At 62.6% G+C, this 15,199-nt stretch carries 16 protein-coding genes and 1 pseudogene; 9 read left to right on the top strand and 8 right to left on the bottom strand.

Annotation, left to right across the window (positions count from 1 at the left end):
* Positions 1-298 precede the first annotated feature (298 nt).
* The 3 genes from Q0S16_RS21010 to Q0S16_RS21020 form a co-directional block, all read right to left on the bottom strand.
* Positions 299-1,288: an MBL fold metallo-hydrolase gene (locus Q0S16_RS21010; RefSeq protein WP_295852557.1), complete on the bottom strand. Its 990-nt coding sequence runs from the start codon at positions 1,286-1,288 to the stop codon at positions 299-301.
* 120 nt (positions 1,289-1,408) lie between these two features.
* Complete coding sequence (locus Q0S16_RS21015; protein ID WP_295852560.1) at positions 1,409-2,398, bottom strand: MBL fold metallo-hydrolase; 990 nt, start codon at positions 2,396-2,398, stop codon at positions 1,409-1,411.
* A gap of 143 nt (positions 2,399-2,541) precedes the next feature.
* Positions 2,542-3,072 (bottom strand): DedA family protein, encoded by a 531-nt coding sequence (locus tag Q0S16_RS21020; protein ID WP_295852564.1) that lies wholly within the window; start codon positions 3,070-3,072, stop codon positions 2,542-2,544.
* Positions 3,073-3,317: 245 nt separating this feature from the next.
* On the opposite strand from Q0S16_RS21020, the gene parE reads away from it, so the two are divergent.
* From parE to Q0S16_RS21045, 5 genes and pseudogenes are all read left to right on the top strand, one after another.
* A complete protein-coding gene (parE, locus tag Q0S16_RS21025) occupies positions 3,318-5,363 on the top strand; it encodes a DNA topoisomerase IV subunit B (RefSeq protein ID WP_295852567.1) in 2,046 nt (681 codons plus the stop codon).
* A gap of 115 nt (positions 5,364-5,478) precedes the next feature.
* Entirely contained in the window at positions 5,479-5,643 is a 165-nt protein-coding gene (locus Q0S16_RS21030; RefSeq protein WP_295852570.1) for a hypothetical protein, read from the top strand.
* A pseudogene (locus Q0S16_RS21035) lies at positions 5,631-6,314 on the top strand (catalase-related domain-containing protein); the annotation flags it as partial. The gene Q0S16_RS21030 and the pseudogene Q0S16_RS21035, both read left to right, overlap by 13 nt.
* A 75-nt stretch (positions 6,315-6,389) precedes the next feature.
* Entirely contained in the window at positions 6,390-6,575 is a 186-nt protein-coding gene (locus tag Q0S16_RS21040) for a hypothetical protein (RefSeq protein WP_295852575.1), read from the top strand.
* An 88-nt stretch (positions 6,576-6,663) separates the two neighbouring features.
* Positions 6,664-7,431 (top strand): glucose 1-dehydrogenase, encoded by a 768-nt coding sequence (locus Q0S16_RS21045; protein WP_295852578.1) that lies wholly within the window; start codon positions 6,664-6,666, stop codon positions 7,429-7,431.
* Between the two features lie 146 nt (positions 7,432-7,577).
* Here Q0S16_RS21045 and Q0S16_RS21050 read toward each other — a convergent pair whose 3' ends face one another.
* On the bottom strand, positions 7,578-8,846 hold the full coding sequence (locus Q0S16_RS21050) for an FAD-dependent oxidoreductase (RefSeq protein ID WP_295852580.1): 1,269 nt from the start codon (positions 8,844-8,846) through the stop codon (positions 7,578-7,580).
* A 249-nt stretch (positions 8,847-9,095) separates the two neighbouring features.
* On the opposite strand from Q0S16_RS21050, the gene Q0S16_RS21055 reads away from it, so the two are divergent.
* The 4 genes from Q0S16_RS21055 to Q0S16_RS21070 all read left to right on the top strand — a co-directional run bounded on the left by Q0S16_RS21055 (position 9,096) and on the right by Q0S16_RS21070 (position 12,952).
* Positions 9,096-9,431, top strand: a complete 336-nt coding sequence (locus tag Q0S16_RS21055; protein WP_295852582.1) for a hypothetical protein — start codon at positions 9,096-9,098, stop codon at positions 9,429-9,431.
* A gap of 96 nt (positions 9,432-9,527) precedes the next feature.
* Positions 9,528-9,818 carry a hypothetical protein gene (locus tag Q0S16_RS21060; RefSeq protein WP_295852584.1) on the top strand — a complete coding sequence of 97 codons (291 nt, stop codon included), beginning with the start codon at positions 9,528-9,530 and terminating at the stop codon, positions 9,816-9,818.
* Positions 9,819-10,196: 378 nt separating this feature from the next.
* Entirely contained in the window at positions 10,197-11,774 is a 1,578-nt protein-coding gene (locus Q0S16_RS21065) for a DEAD/DEAH box helicase (RefSeq protein WP_295852588.1), read from the top strand.
* 110 nt (positions 11,775-11,884) lie between these two features.
* Complete coding sequence (locus tag Q0S16_RS21070) at positions 11,885-12,952, top strand: GGDEF domain-containing protein (RefSeq protein ID WP_295852590.1); 1,068 nt, start codon at positions 11,885-11,887, stop codon at positions 12,950-12,952.
* A gap of 74 nt (positions 12,953-13,026) precedes the next feature.
* Here the strand turns inward: Q0S16_RS21070 and Q0S16_RS21075 are convergent, their stop codons facing one another.
* From Q0S16_RS21075 to Q0S16_RS21090, 4 genes are all read right to left on the bottom strand, one after another.
* Entirely contained in the window at positions 13,027-13,407 is a 381-nt protein-coding gene (locus Q0S16_RS21075; protein ID WP_295852596.1) for a TfoX/Sxy family protein, read from the bottom strand.
* A 174-nt stretch (positions 13,408-13,581) separates the two neighbouring features.
* The gene (locus Q0S16_RS21080; RefSeq protein WP_295852598.1) at positions 13,582-13,983 is read right to left on the bottom strand and encodes an iron-sulfur cluster assembly accessory protein; all 402 of its coding nucleotides are present in this window, start codon (positions 13,981-13,983) and stop codon (positions 13,582-13,584) included.
* A gap of 61 nt (positions 13,984-14,044) precedes the next feature.
* Positions 14,045-14,440, bottom strand: coding sequence for an SUF system Fe-S cluster assembly protein (locus tag Q0S16_RS21085; RefSeq protein WP_295852601.1), 396 nt, complete (start codon positions 14,438-14,440; stop codon positions 14,045-14,047).
* The coding region (locus Q0S16_RS21090; protein ID WP_295852604.1) for a cysteine desulfurase at positions 14,437-15,199 on the bottom strand (763 nt) is incomplete at its 5' end. The genes Q0S16_RS21090 and Q0S16_RS21085, both read right to left, overlap by 4 nt.

Raw genomic sequence — 15,199 nt, forward strand, 5'->3', positions numbered from 1 at the left:
TCCCAGGCGCGGGCGGTGCCGAATCCGCGCGCGGCGGCGCCCCCTAAAGCGGCGGCGCGGTCAGGCTTGTAGGCGGGCGGCGTATACATGGCGGTCTCCTTGGAATGAGGAGCCGTCGGATCGGAACGCGCTTGTTGTGCAAAGGACTGCCGCGGACCGGATCCGGCGGCAGTGGGACGATCCTAAACGCGAGTGTCCACAGCTGCCGCGAGAATGCGGCGGCGGCGGGCAATGATGCTGGTCGCGACGTTGATCATGGGCGCGGTGATAGGGCCACCACCAAATTTCGTCAAGACGTTCACATCACCGGGCTCCACGGCGCCGGCATCAGCCGATAGCCGTTGCCGTCCTTCTCCACGAAGCCGTTGGCGGGGAATGGATAGTGAAAGCCCTGCACCCGCATCTTCTCGGCCACCAGCATGTCATAGACCTTGTGGCGCGTCGCCTGGGCCTGCGCCGGGTCCTGATCGTACATCACGTGCCAGTCCGGATTAGTGGCGAACAGCGCCGGCAGGTTGGTGACGTCGGACTGAACGAACAACGTGTCCGATCCCGACGACAGCACATAGGAGGTGTGGCCCGGCGTATGGCCGATCGATGCGACCGCGAGCAGACCCGGCACCACGTCCTTGTCCCATTCGTACGGCGTGACCTTTTTCTTCAACCCGGCCTCGAAGACGCGGCGATTATTTTTGAAAAGACCGGTCATGCGGTCGCCTGAGGCCCGGCTCATCTCCGCGTCATCCATCCAGAACTTCCATTCCGCCGCCGGCACCAGCACCTCGGCGTTGGGAAACGCCGGCGTGCCATCCGCGAGCAGCAGACCGTTCACATGGTCGCCATGGAAATGCGAGATCACCACCGTGTCGATCGCCTTCGGATCAAGCCCCGCGGCCACCATGTTGGTGGTGAACTGACCGACATTGCCCTTGCTCGACGCAAAGGCGCCCTGCCCGTTGCCGGTATCGATCAAGACCAGTTTGCCACCAATGTTGAGCACCAGCGGCGCATAGAAAGTCGTGATCCTGTCCTTCGGCAGGAACGCCCTTGCCAGCGCGGCGTTGATCTCGTCTTTTTTGGCGTTGGCGATGTAGGCGTCCGTCAGCGGAAAACTGCCCGCGCCATCCGAAATGGCATTCACCTGGATGTCGCCGACCCGGTAGCGATAAAAACCAGGGGCCTGTTTGTCGGCCAGCGGCGCGACTGCCCTCGCTGGAACATTGAGGATGAACGGCGACGCGGCGAGCGCGGCGGCGCCGGCCAAAGCGTGACGGCGTGACAGCTCCATGATGCCTTCTCCTGGTGAGAGGTTATCAGCAGCCACTTTATCGCGCCTGGGTCATCACGTCACGGATAGTTCGTCGTCCCGGCGCGGGATTCCAACCGCGCCGCGACGACATCGCCTGCCTTAGATCACCGGGCTCCATGGCGCCGGCACCAGCCGGTAGCCATTGCCATCCTTCTCGACAAACCCGTTGGCCGGGAACGGATAGTGGAAGCCCTGCACCCGCATCCGGTCAGCGACCAGCATGTCATAGACTTTGCGCCGCGTAGTCTCGGCCTGCGCCGGGTCCTGATCGAACATCAGGTGCCAGCCCGGATTGACCGCGAACAGCGCCGGATGATTGGTGACATCGGACTGGATGAAAAGCTTGTCACTGCCGGACGACAGCACATAGGAGGTGTGGCCAGGCGTGTGGCCGATCGATTCCACCGCCAGCAGGCCCGGTGCGACGTCCTTGCCCCATTCATAGGGCGTGACCTTCTTCTTCAGGCCGGCATCGAAGATGCGACGGATGTTCTTGAACTGGTCGGCCATGCGCCCCGCCGGTGCGCGGCTCATCTCGCCGTCGTCCATCCAGTATTTCCATTCCACCGCCGGTACCAGAACCTCGGCATTGGGGAACGTCGCCGCGCCATCGGCCGTCAACAGGCCGTTGATGTGATCGCCGTGGAAATGCGAGATCACCACCGTGTCCACCGCCTTGGGATCGAAGCCCGCCGCCGTCATGTTGCTGGTAAACTGTCCGACATTGCCCTTGCTGGACGCGAAGGCGCCGGGACCGTTGCCGGTATCGATCACCACCAGCTTGCCACCGGTGTTGATCACCAGCGGCGCGAAGTGGATGGTCATCTTGTCCTTCGGCATGAAGGCCCTCTCGAGCGCCGCGTTGACCTCGTCCTTCTTGACGTTGAGCACGAGGCTGTCGGGCAACGGAAACGTGCTGGCACCGTCTGAAATGGCGTTCACCTGGGCGTCGCCGATCTTGTAGCGGTAGAAGCTCGGCGCCTGCTTGTCGGCGAGCGGCACGGCGGCACGGGCCGGCGCGGCCGAGATCAACGGCGAAGCGGCGAGAGCGGCAGCACCCGCCAATGCGTGACGTCGTGAAAATTCCATGGGGACATCCTCCGTTAGAGCCGGACTTCGCGAACTCATACTCGCGACGGCGCGACAAATATCAGCGTTTCATGACCGGTGCCAGATGCGACCGCCAGAACACTCTCCGCACCAACACCTCGTCCTGACAATTATTCCAGCCGCTATCGCAGCGTCCAGAGCCATTCCACCGCGTGCGACAGCCCGTCGCCGAACAGCAGCAGCACCGCCGACCAGATCATTGCGGACAGGAAATTGGCCACCTGAAAGCGCCAATACGGCATTTCGAAAATGCCGGCGGCGAGCGGCACCGAGGCCCGCAACGGTCCGAAAAACCGGCCGATGTAGAGGCTCGGCACGCCCCACTTCCGGACAAAGGCCTCGCCGCGTGGCAGCAATTCGGGGAATTTTGATAGCGGCCACATCTGCGACACGCGGTCCTTGTATTTAAAGCCGAACCAGTAGGACAGCCAGTCGCCCAGCGCAGCGCCAACCGCCCCCGCGATCCACACCGGCCAAAAGCTGATGCCGCTAGCCCCGATCAGCGCGCCGATCGCCACCAGCGCGCCCCAGGCCGGGATCAGGAGCGAAATAAAGGCCAGCGATTCCCCGAACGCCAACAGTAAAACGATCGGGGCAGCCCAGTGCTGGTGCAGGCGCACGAAATCGATCAATCCGTGCATCCAGCCTTCCATGTCGGAATTGTCCTTCCGCGAAAGCCAGATATTTGGCGGTATCGCTGAACCTGCCTTGAGGTGATTGTCTTGAGCCAGACGTAGACCGGCCGCACCGCTCACAGCAAGTCACAACACGATCAGGGGTTGCGGCCATCCGCGCCAACCGGCCGGCTGGCGCAAGCCCGCCGGTCACATTGCCAACGTAACCGTGGCATAGTCAGGGAAATCGATTCGCGAATTTTGCGCACAACACATAAAGAACCATGTCGAAGCCATTGAAATCGAACGCTAAATCTGATCTTTTTGCGGGAGCCGCGGCCAAGCCCGCGCCGACCGCCAAAGCGGCGCCTCGCGCCGCCACGGCGGAGGATGGTTATACCGCCGCGGACATCGAGGTCCTTGAAGGCCTGGAGCCGGTCCGGCGACGGCCCGGCATGTATATCGGCGGCACCGACGAAAAAGCGCTGCATCATCTGTTTGCCGAAGTCATCGACAACTCGATGGATGAGGCACTGGCCGGCCACGCCTCCTTTATTGAAGTCGAATTGAATGCCGACGGCTACCTGACCGTCTCCGACAATGGTCGCGGCATCCCGATCGATCCGCATCCGAAATTCCCGAAAAAGTCGGCGCTGGAAGTCATTATGTGTACGCTGCACGCCGGCGGCAAGTTCGATTCCAAGGTCTATGAGACCTCCGGCGGCCTGCATGGTGTCGGCGTTTCCGTCGTCAACGCGCTGTCCTCCCTGCTCGAGGTCGAGGTTGCCCGCAACCAGCAACTCTACAAGATGACCTTTGCCCGCGGCATCCCGCAGGGCAAGCTGGTCGATCTCGGCAAGGTACATAACCGCCGCGGTACCCGGATTCGCTTCAAGCCGGATACCGATATTTTTGGCGCCAAGGCGGCATTCAAGCCGCAGCGGCTGTTCAAGATGGCGCGCTCCAAGGCCTATCTGTTCGGCGGCGTAAAAATTCGCTGGAAATGCGATCCAGAACTGCTGAAGGGCATCGAGGGCGTCCCGGCCGAGGACGAGTTTCACTTTCCCGGCGGCCTCAAGGACTTTCTCGGCGCGGCCATTCACGCCGACACGCTGGTGCATCCCGACGTGTTCTCCGGCAAGTCCGGTCGCAACGGCGCCCATGGCGCCTGCGAATGGGCGGTGGCCTGGACCGCGGATGCTGACGGCTTCATGTCGTCTTATACCAACACGGTTCCGACCCCTGACGGCGGCACCCACGAGGCCGGCATGCGCAGCGCGCTGCTGCGCGGCCTCAAGGATCACGCCGAGCGCGTCGGCCAGGGCAAGCGCTCCAGTTCGATCACCTCGGAAGACGTCATGGTCGGCGCCGCGGTGATGCTGAGCGTGTTCGTGCGCGAGCCGGAATTCCAGGGCCAGACCAAGGACCGCCTCGCGACCGCGGAGGCCCAGCGCATCGTCGAACAGGCGATTAAGGACCCGTTCGACCACTGGCTATCCGGCAACCCGCTGCAGGCCAACAAGCTGCTGGACTTCGTGCTGGAGCGGGCCGACGAGCGGTTGCGGCGCCGCGCCGAGAAGGAAATCTCGCGCAAGACCGCGGTGAAGAAACTGCGCCTGCCCGGCAAGCTCGCCGACTGCACCAATACGGCTGCCGAAGGCTCCGAACTGTTCATTGTCGAGGGCGACTCGGCCGGTGGCAGCGCCAAGCAGGCGCGTGACCGCAAGACCCAGGCCATCCTCCCGCTGCGCGGCAAGATCCTCAACGTCGCCTCCGCCACCAAGGAGAAGTTGACCGCCAATGCGCAGCTCTCCGACCTGATGCAGGCGATCGGCTGCGGCATCGGTCCGCAGTACCGCGAAGAGGATTTGCGCTACTCCAAGATCATCATCATGACCGACGCCGACGTCGACGGCGCGCATATCGCCTCGTTGCTGATCACCTTCTTCTACCGCCAGACCCCGCGACTGATCGACGAAGGTCATCTCTATCTGGCGGTGCCGCCGCTGTACCGCATGACGCATGGTTCCAAGACCGTGTACGCCCGCGACGATGCGCATAAGGAGCAGTTGCTCAAAAGCGAGTTCAACGCCAATGCCAAGGTTGATGTCGGCCGCTTCAAAGGCCTTGGCGAGATGATGCCCGCGCAGCTGAAGGAGACCACGATGGACCCGTCGAAGCGCACCATGCTGCGGGTCGTGCTGCTGGCCGACGACCGCGAAGGTACCGCGGATTCGGTCGAACGCCTGATGGGCACCAAGGCCGAAGCGCGATTTGCCTTCATCTCGGACAAGGCTGAATTCGCCAGCGAAGATCTGCTCGACGTCTAGTGTCGGGCGGCAAATCGCTGGCTGGTCCACATGTAGTCCGGACGATTTCCGACCCGCCGGAACTCAAATCATCATGGAGTATTGGAATGCCGAAACGCGATAAAGGCATTCCAGCATGGCCAGGAAAACCACCGGCTTTGTCGGCAAGGCGAAGATTCACGACCAGACTTTGCAGCGCGGCGAAGGCGGCGAGCTGAATCAGCACGCCAATTCCAGTACCCGTCTGCTGACGACTGCCCACGGTTGCCCCTCGCCGACGGCCAGAATTCCGCCGCGCTGACCTTCGAACTCAGCAAGGTAAAGATTCCGGCGATCCGCGAGCGGATGGTGTCGCATTTGCCCAATATCGAGGAAGGGCTCGCCAACAGGGTGGCGACCCTGCTCGGCATCAAGAAGATGCCAAAACCGGCCGACGCCGCGATCGCGACGCGGCAGGACCTTGCGCCCTCGCCCGATTTGATCATCGTCGAGCGAGGCTCGAACAGCTTCAAGGGACGCCAACTCGGCATTGTGGTCAACGATGGCACCGACGCCGAGGTGCTTATTTCCCTGCAGTCGGCGCTGGCCAAGAAAGGCGCCGTGTGCGAGATCATCGCGCCAAAGGTCGGCGACGTCGAGGCCAGCGATGGCAGCTGGATCGAAGCCGATCAAATGATTGATGGCGGACCTTCGGTCCTGTACGACGCGGTTGCCTTGTTGCCGTCGGCGGCGGGCATCGACGATCTGCTCGCGGAATCCACGGCGCGGAATTTTGTCGCCGACGCGTTTGCGCATCGCAGATTCATCGGCTACGCCGTGGCCGCCACACCATTCTTCGCCAAGGCCGGCATCTACGATTCGCTCGATGAGGGTGTGATTGCTCTTAACGGCCCCAACGACATCGCGGCTTTCGTGGATCAACTCGGCCAGTTCCGCCTGTGGTGCCGCGAACCGAGCGTGAAGGCGCGCTGATCACCGCACTCCGGCCTCGGCCATCATGGTCGAGTCCGGATTGAAACCTGACATCTAGAAACCCGTACCTGTCCTATGCGCATCCCCTTCCTGACCCTCGGTCTTCTCGCTTTCGCCATTGGCCTGCTCTGGATTGGCCAGGGCACCGGTCTGGTGGGCTGGCCCCGTTCCAGCTTCATGATCAGCCAGATGCAGTGGGCCTATTATGGCGCCGGGCTCGCCGCCGTTGGACTTGTGCTGATGTGGCTCAGCCGCCGCTGAGCTCCGCCCCTTCCATCGCCCTCCTCGTCTTGCGATGGTCCATCCCGTGCCTGTGACTATCAGGCTGCCATTCAACGGGACGGAATTCATGACCAAACTGTTCGACCTCACCGGCCGCGTTGCGATCGTCACCGGCGGCAATGGCGGCATCGGCCTTGGCATGGCGCGCGGGTTGGCAGCGGCCGGCGCCTCCATCGTGGTGGTCGGACGCAACACAGCCAAGTCGGAGGCGGCCGTCGCCGAATTGATGCAGGCAAGATGCAAGGCGATCAGCCTCACCGCAGATGTCACCGACCCGGTCGCCGTTGAAGCGATAATGGCACGAACCGAGAGCAAATTTGGCCGCGTCGACATCCTCGTCAACAATGCCGGCATGAGCATCCGTAAGCCACCGCACGAACTTGCGCTCGACGAATGGAACATGGTGTTGACCACCAACCTGACCAGCGCCTTCCTGTGCTCGCAGGCGGCGCACGCGGCGATGAAGCGCGCGGGCGGTGGCAAGATCATCAATATCGGCTCGATGATGTCGATCTTCGGCACCAGCTTCGCACCGGCCTACGCCGCCAGCAAGGGCGGCATCGTGCAGTTCACCCGCTCCTGCGCGGTGGCCTGGGCGCCTGACAACATCCAGTGCAACGCCATCCTGCCTGGCTGGATCGATACCGAGCTGACGCAGACTGCGCGGCGACAAGTCGATGGTCTGCACGACAAGGTGCTGGCGCGCACGCCGGCGGCGCGCTGGGGCGCGGCGGAGGATTTCGCGGGCATCGCGGTATTTCTCGGCTCAGCCGCGTCGGATTTTGTCACCGGCACCGCGATCCCCGTCGATGGCGGCTTTTCGGTGCAGGGATAGGCCTTTCGCCAAGGCTTCTTTCACACGCGAAAAAGCCCAAAGCGACCCTTCAGGTTACACGACAGGAAGCTTGCATCCTTGAACCTCACACAGGCAGCTTAAGAACCCGAGCCGCGTAACCACGACTGCGCGCTTCGGAAGCCGCGCTATCGTGCCTCCGGCAATGCCGATCCCGATGGCGATCGCACATGCTCGGGGCGTATGCCCATGCCGATCAAACGGCCGAATAGTCGCTGCAGAAGCGGCATGGTATTGAGCAGCCGGATGATGGTCGGTGGTCGCAACTCAGCCTGCAGCGCACGGCGGATAATCCGGTTCTGGATCTGGACCTGCGCCGCCTGAATGACCGTGGCCGGAAACAGCCGGCGCTGCCGCACGGCCTCCAGGTCGTCGTCGGTGACAGCGTTGCGTCGCAGCTTGTCCGCCAGAATATTGGCCGTCGCCACCGCATCCTGGATCGCGAGATTGATGCCGACGCCGCCGACCGGTGACATCGCATGCGCGGCGTCGCCGATACACAGCAGACCACCGGTCGACCATTTGCGCAGGCGATCGATGGTGACGGTCAGCAGCTTGACGTCGTCCCAACTGGTAACGTCGTCAATATGGTCGGCCAGCGCCGGCACCATCTCGACCACGGCGTCGCGAAACGCCGGCAGGCCGCGGGCTTTCAACGCATCGACCTGGCCCTTCGCAATGATGTAGGCGCATTGCCAGTAATCGCCGCGATCAATGGTCACCATCAGGCGGCCCATCGCGGCATGGAGGAAGGCCGGATCGCCAGCCCCGGTCCTGGCGATGCGAAACCACAGCACGTCAATCGGCGCGCCGATATCCTCGACCATGAGCCCCGCGAGATCGCGCAGCCGCGAATGCCGGCCATCGCAGCCAATGGTCAAATCGGCGGCAATATGAATGTCACCGTCCTGGGTACGCGCCACTACGCCGGTGACACGCCCCTCACTTCGAAGGAGATCCACGGCTTCGGTATTTCGCATGATGGCGAGGCTAGGAAAGGCTGAACCTTGCGCCGCCATGAAATCGAGAAATTCCCATTGCGGCATGAAAGCAATGTAAGGCGCCGGGGCGTTCACCCGCGTCAGATCGGCGATCCGAAACATGGCGCCTCCGAACTCGCCGCTGAGCCGATCAACCTTCTGGTGCGGTCGCTTGAGAAAGTCCGGCAGCAGGCCGACTTCGTGCATCACCATCATGGTCGACGGGTGCACGGTATCACCACGAAAATCGCGCAGGAAGTCGGCGTGTTTTTCCAGCACCAGCGTATCGATGCCGGCGCGCCCCAGCAGGTAGCCCAGCATCATTCCCGCCGGGCCGCCGCCAACGATACAGCAACGGGTGGTCAGGCGACGGGGCGGTTTCGGATCAGGCTCGTGGACTTCCATGACAGGTCTCATGCTTTGCCACCTTCATCGCCGGAATTCGAAATCCGGATACGCTACCAGCGCTGAAAAAGAGTTCAATGACTACGGATTTGGTCGCGTTGCGCGGCGATATCGGCCCTATATGCGGAAGCTCCCGGCCCCGGCTCTCACCCTGAAGTGATCGAAGCGGTTTCTGACAATTTGGATTTTGCATCCGTAACCGGCAATAGAGTTTGCCATGAACGCGCGACATCGCGCGATTCGGAATACGGGAGCCTAATTGTGAGAACACTGTTCCGAGCATCCGCCGCGCTGTTGATGACGACGGTCATCGCCGCGGCCCAGGCCCCCGTCGCCGCCCCCGAATCGGCCAGTGAAAGCGCGCCGCCTGCCCGCGGCGCCGCAGCCGTGCGCAAGCCAGCGGCCATACGGCCAGCTGCGGTGGCCACCCGTCCGCTTGCCGCCTTGGAGATCACCCAGATAGTCGGCATCCGGCAGGTCGATCCCACCACCTACGAAATCGACGCCAAGACCCAGACCGGCGCGGCCGTGAACCTGCGCATGAACGTGTTCGTCATGCAGGACCTCGGCCGCCAGCTCGGCACCTACGGCAAGTAACACGACCGGCGGGCTCTCGTTCCGACACGACAGGCGGCGGCCGGAATCGTTCATGCTCGCCATCTCCACGTCATCCCTTCATAGAAGCGACCTGAGATGAGAAAGACCATCGTGATCGCCGCGTTGCTTTGTGCGGCACCTGTCCTTGCGCAAACCACCGCTCCGATGGGGGGGCGCACGCCGGCCGCCATCCATGACGGCTTGCTGGCCTGCCTTCGCATCGCGGACGGGACCAGCGGCCGCCTGAGCTGCTATGATACGCTGATCGCCTCGACACCGAAGGACAGACCGCCCTCGGCACGGGACGTCGCGAGCTGCCGGTTCTATACGGAGCAGGACGAGAGGCTGTCCTGTTTCAATGATTTTGCCGAGAGCATCCCTCGTTAATACCGCCGATGAGGGCCATCTGCGCCGGCGACGACCATAACCGAGCTTCACCCGCTCGCGTCAACTTAGCGTTTGACGCGTTTCGGCGGCCATTCCCCGAAATCATTAGGCTTTTTCGTGCCCATCGGGGTTTACGCATTGACTTTGCAGGTTTCCCCCCTATCTTCCGCCTCGACGCGGCCCGGTATCGAAACGCGATACCTCGAGTAAGCCGCCTGTCTGCGCCCTGAGATCCCCGTGCAATCTAGCTTGCCGCTCCGGGGTTGAGCGCGACAGTGTTTTCCGTGAATCCAAGCGGCGGTTTCTTCCAGAGGCATGGTCCCGAAAAGTGGTCTTTCCGGTTTTCGGCCGAGATCATGCCCGCATAACAGAGGCTCAATGTCCTTCTCCAATCTCGGCCTGTCCGACAAGGTGCTCGCTGCCGTCGCAGCCACCGGCTACACTACTCCCACTCCGATCCAGGAACAGGCGATTCCCCATGTGCTGGCGCGCCGCGACGTGCTCGGCATCGCCCAGACCGGCACCGGCAAGACCGCTGCCTTCGTCCTTCCGATGATGACCATGCTGGAAAAGGGCCGCGCCCGCGCCCGCATGCCGCGCACCCTGATCCTCGAACCGACCCGCGAACTCGCGGCCCAGGTCAAGGAGCAGTTCGACAAATACGGCGTCGGACAAAAGCTCAATGTGGCGCTGCTGATCGGCGGCGTCTCGTTCGGCGACCAGGATAGCAAGCTGACCCGTGGCGTCGATGTGCTGATCGCCACCCCCGGCCGCCTGCTCGACCATACCGAGCGCGGCGGACTGCTCCTCACCGGCGTCGAATTGCTGGTGATCGACGAAGCCGACCGCATGCTCGACATGGGCTTCATTCCGGATATCGAACGGATCTGCAAGCTGGTACCGTTCACCCGCCAGACGCTGTTATTCACCGCGACGATGCCCACCGAAATCCGCCGCATCACCGAAACCTTCCTGCACAATCCGGTGAAAATCGAAGTCTCCAAGCCCGCCTCTACGGCGATCACCGTGACGCAGTCGCAGGTCGCCGTCGGCCGCGAGCCGCACGAGAAACGCGAGGCACTGCGCGCCTTGATGCGCGATGCCACCGACCTCAACAATGCGATCATCTTCTGCAACCGTAAGCGGGAAGTAGCGCTGCTGGCCAAGTCGCTCGAGAAGCACGGCTTCAGCGTCGGCGCCTTGCACGGCGACATGGAGCAGTCGGCCCGCACCGCGGCGCTCGACCAGTTCCGCAAGGGCGAGCTGCCGATCCTGGTGGCGTCCGACGTCGCCGCCCGCGGCCTCGATATTCCCGCCGTCAGCCACGTCTTCAATTTCGACGTGCCGCATCATCCCGATGACTACGTCCATCGGATCGGCCGCACCGGTCGCGCCGGACGCCTGGGCACCGCGATCTCGCTGGTGGCTCCGTCCGACGTCAAATCCATGGCGGCGATCGAGAAACTGATCGGTCAGGCGATTCCGAAAGCCGAGAGCGGCGTTTCCGTGGTCGAGGCCGTTGAGGGTGACGCCGCCCCCGCCGCGGACAACAGCACCGAGCGGCCGCGCCAATCGCGTCACCGCACCGGCAACCGCGAAGCCAATGCGGAACAGCCGCGCGGTGGTGGCCGCGGTCGCGAGAGTTCACGCGGCGGTGGTGGCCGTGGCGAAGGTTCCGGCGATCGCAAGCCGCGCCGCGAGCGCGAACCACGCCGCGCCGACGTTGAGGCCGCTCCACAACCCCAGGCTTCGCAGCCCAGAAGCCCGCAGCCCAGAAGCCCGCAGCCAAAGGCCGCGGAAGCCGCGTTCACACCGCCCGCGGCGCCTCCGGTCTCCCGCACCCCGTCGATCGGGCGGGCCGAGACGCCGCGCCCACGCCGCGAGGAAGCCTCGGAGCCGGCTGATCATTCGCACCTGCCAGCGTTCCTGCTGAGACCGGTGCGCGCACGCATCTAATTGGAGCAATGTCCTTTACCGGTCATTCATCAACGTCCGTTAGTCTAAGCTCGATATTAATTTAACGAATTTCGCGCAAGTTGGCAGAGCTGCCAGCAAGGACACAGAACGTGACCGGAATCGTCGACGAACACGAACGAACCTTGGCCTTCGCCGAGGTCGCGTTGGGCCAGATCAGGTCGCTTCGCCACACCGCGATTCCGCGCAATTACGAGATCTGGTACATCTACGCTACCGGCTACAATTCCGCGCTGAACAAGGTCGTCAACGAGACGCTGGCCCGTAACGGCCGGCTGACCGATGCCGACCTTGATCTGATCTACGAAACCTATCTGTCGCAGCTCCGAACCACGGATCGAATCGACAAGGTTGGCGCTCGCGTTATCGGCGAGATCGATGATGTGATGGCCTTGATTACCGATGCGCTTGGCATGACCGCTACGTTTGGCAACTCGCTGCAAGGCGTCAGCCAAAGCCTGGCGCTCGCAAACAGCCGCGAGCAGGTCAAGCTGGTGATCGAAAGCCTCGTCAAATCGACCCGCGAAGCGCACGACACCAACTCCGCCCTCGAGGCGCGCCTCATCACTTCGAAAAGTGAAATCAATCATCTACAGCAAAGTCTCGAGGCGATCCGCGTCGAAAGCCTGACCGATCCGCTGACGGCACTCGGCAACCGCAAATATTTCGACCGCGCGTTGATCGGCGCCATCAGCGCTGCTTTGAAGCAGGGCGAGCCGCTGTCGCTGCTGATGCTCGACATCGACCATTTCAAATCCTTCAACGACAATTATGGCCATCTGACCGGCGACCAGGTGCTGCGCCTCGTTGGGCAATCGTTGAAACAGACGATCAAGGGACAGGATATCACGGCCCGCTATGGCGGAGAGGAATTCGCCGTGGTGCTGCCGGACACGTCGCTACGACAGGCGCTGACCGTCGCCGATCATCTGCGCCGCGCGGTGATGTCAAAAGAGCTGAAGAAGAAGTCAACCGGCGAAATCCTTGGCCGCGTCACCATCTCGATCGGGGTCTCGGTGCTGAAGCCCGACGACGACATGGACTCGCTGATCGGCCGCGCCGATGCCTGCCTCTACGCCGCCAAGCGCAACGGCCGTAACCGCGTGATCTGCGAAGCCGATCCGGAATATTCCGCCGAGTTGCAGATCCAGGTGGCGTGAAGGCCTTCGCTGGTAGGATCGGTTGAGCGTCTTCGCGAAACCCATCACCCGCTGCCGATGGGTTTCGCAAGCACTCAACCCATCCTACGAACCGCGGCTTTTCTCTTCGTCACCTTCTTCGCCTTGCTCCGCTTCGCCAGCATTGCGCGCTCAGCCGCGGCAAACGCCGCCCGCGCCCACTCCGCCATTTCGTCGGGATCGTCATACAGCCGGTCAGGTAACTGCCAGTACGAGCCCATCACCCGCGGCTTGCCCTTCATCTCATATTGAAACGGCCTGGAGCCCTCGCTTTCGAAGCGAGCAATCGTCGTGGCATCGACGCGCAGATAGACCGCGCCGCGCAACACCAGGGAAAAGTTGACGCCGTCCGCCGCGACGCCATAGCCGGAGAACATCCGGCGGATCGTTACCGGCCCAAAGCCGCCAAACAGTTCGATGAGAAAATCGCGGTCCATGTGGAAGCGTAAGACGGGATCGGCGTGGGCGGAAGCTTCACGCTTGCCGCGGAAGCGATGCAATAAGAGGCATGCTTTCGCGGATCCGGGACCGCCAGTGGCACCGGCGCTCGATAAGGTCGCGGCTCAGCGGCCCGCCATGAAGAATGCCACACCGCGTCCGGGACACGACAGCTAATCCCGCTTGGCGGCCGTCAGTTGCACCGACTCACCACAGCCGCAGGCGCCGGTCTGGTTGGGATTATTGAAGATGAACTGCGACTGCATCTTGTCAGCCTTGTAGTCCATCTCGGTGCCGAGCAGGAACAGCACCGCCTTCGGCTCCACCAGGATTTTGACACCCTTGTCCTCGACCACTTCGTCGGTCGGACGGACATCATGGGCATATTCGACGGTGTAGGACTGGCCGGCGCAGCCGCCGTTCTTGATACCGACGCGCAGACCAACAATCTCGGAATCGGCACGACGGGTCAGTTCCTGGATCCGTGACGCAGCGGCGTCGGTCAGCCGCATCACTTGCGGACGCGGACGGGGCTTCGGCTTTGCATTCGGTGTGGCGGGTGTGATCTCAGTCATGTGTCCAGTCCTTGCGGCCATTCAAGGCCGGCGTTGCTGCCTCGACCAATCCGACGCAGCCTCACCACATATTCAGGACGAGGCGGGCCTCGTCCGTCATCCGGTCCGGCGTCCAGGTCGGCTCCCAGACGATGTTGACCGTCACCACGCCGACGCCCGGCACGCTGGCCACGGCATTCTCGACCATCATCGGCATTTCTTCCGCGGCCGGACAGTTCGGCGTCGTCAGCGTCATCTCGACACCGACGCTGCGATCATCCTTGATATCAACCTTGTAGATCAGGCCGAGCTCGTAGATATCCGCCGGAATTTCCGGATCAAACACCGTTTTCAGCGCGGCGACGATCTCGGTACCGAGGCGTTCGGTCTCATCGACCGACAGCGCCGAGATGGTTTGCATCTGGCTGGCCTTTACGTCGGAGACGTCCGCCGATTTGGCTTCGACCGTATGGCTCATGAAAACAACTCCTGCGCCTTGATCAGCGCCTTGGCGAGGTGGTCAACTTCCTCACGGGTATTATACATCCCGAACGACGCGCGGCACGTTGCCGTAACGTTGAATCGTTCCATCAGCGGCATGGTACAATGCGTGCCTGCCCGCACAGCTACGCCCTGGCGATCGATCACCGTGGCGATATCATGCGCGTGCGCGCCCTGCATCTCGAATGAAATCACCGGGCCCTTGTTCTTGGCCGAGCCGATGATGCGCAGCGAATTGATCTCGCGCAGTTTATCCTGGGCGTAGGTCAACAGATCATGCTCGTGTGCCGCGATGCGCTCCTTGCCGATCGAATTGACGTAGTCGATGGCGGCACCGAGCCCGATCGCCTCGACGATCATCGGGGTTCCGGCCTCGAACTTGTGCGGCGGATCGCCATAGGTAACCCAGCCCTGCGCGACGTCACGGATCATTTCGCCGCCACCGGCATAGGGCCGCATCGCCACCAGATGATCGTACTTGGCGTAGAGCACGCCGATGCCGGTCGGGCCATACAGCTTGTGCCCGGTGAAGATGTAGAAGTCGGCGTCGATGTCCTGCACGTCGACGGTCATGTGCACGACGGCCTGGCTGCCGTCGACCAGCACCGGGATGCCGCGGGCATGGGCGATCTTGACGACCTCCTTGACCGGCACCAGCGTGCCGAGCGCGTTCGACATGTGCGTGATGGCGACGATCTTGGTGCGATCGGTGAGCAGCTTCTCGAACTCGTCGATC

The organism is Tardiphaga sp., assembly GCF_025356345.1.
Taxonomy (GTDB): Bacteria; Pseudomonadota; Alphaproteobacteria; order Rhizobiales; family Xanthobacteraceae; genus Tardiphaga.

Coding starts and splice junctions, on each gene's coding strand:
- Q0S16_RS21075 (WP_295852596.1), bottom strand. CDS start 13,407: ATGGACCGCGATTTTCTCATCGAACTGTTTGGCGGCTTTGGGCCGGTA.
- Q0S16_RS21030 (WP_295852570.1), top strand. CDS start 5,479: ATGGCCAGGAAAACCACCGGCTTTGTCGGCAAGGCGAAGATTCACGAC.
- Q0S16_RS21085 (WP_295852601.1), bottom strand. CDS start 14,440: ATGAGCCATACGGTCGAAGCCAAATCGGCGGACGTCTCCGACGTAAAG.
- Q0S16_RS21050 (WP_295852580.1), bottom strand. CDS start 8,846: ATGAGACCTGTCATGGAAGTCCACGAGCCTGATCCGAAACCGCCCCGT.
- Q0S16_RS21065 (WP_295852588.1), top strand. CDS start 10,197: ATGTCCTTCTCCAATCTCGGCCTGTCCGACAAGGTGCTCGCTGCCGTC.
- Q0S16_RS21010 (WP_295852557.1), bottom strand. CDS start 1,288: ATGGAGCTGTCACGCCGTCACGCTTTGGCCGGCGCCGCCGCGCTCGCC.
- Q0S16_RS21040 (WP_295852575.1), top strand. CDS start 6,390: ATGCGCATCCCCTTCCTGACCCTCGGTCTTCTCGCTTTCGCCATTGGC.
- Q0S16_RS21080 (WP_295852598.1), bottom strand. CDS start 13,983: ATGACTGAGATCACACCCGCCACACCGAATGCAAAGCCGAAGCCCCGT.
- Q0S16_RS21045 (WP_295852578.1), top strand. CDS start 6,664: ATGACCAAACTGTTCGACCTCACCGGCCGCGTTGCGATCGTCACCGGC.
- Q0S16_RS21020 (WP_295852564.1), bottom strand. CDS start 3,072: ATGGAAGGCTGGATGCACGGATTGATCGATTTCGTGCGCCTGCACCAG.
- parE (WP_295852567.1), top strand. CDS start 3,318: ATGTCGAAGCCATTGAAATCGAACGCTAAATCTGATCTTTTTGCGGGA.
- Q0S16_RS21060 (WP_295852584.1), top strand. CDS start 9,528: ATGAGAAAGACCATCGTGATCGCCGCGTTGCTTTGTGCGGCACCTGTC.
- Q0S16_RS21015 (WP_295852560.1), bottom strand. CDS start 2,398: ATGGAATTTTCACGACGTCACGCATTGGCGGGTGCTGCCGCTCTCGCC.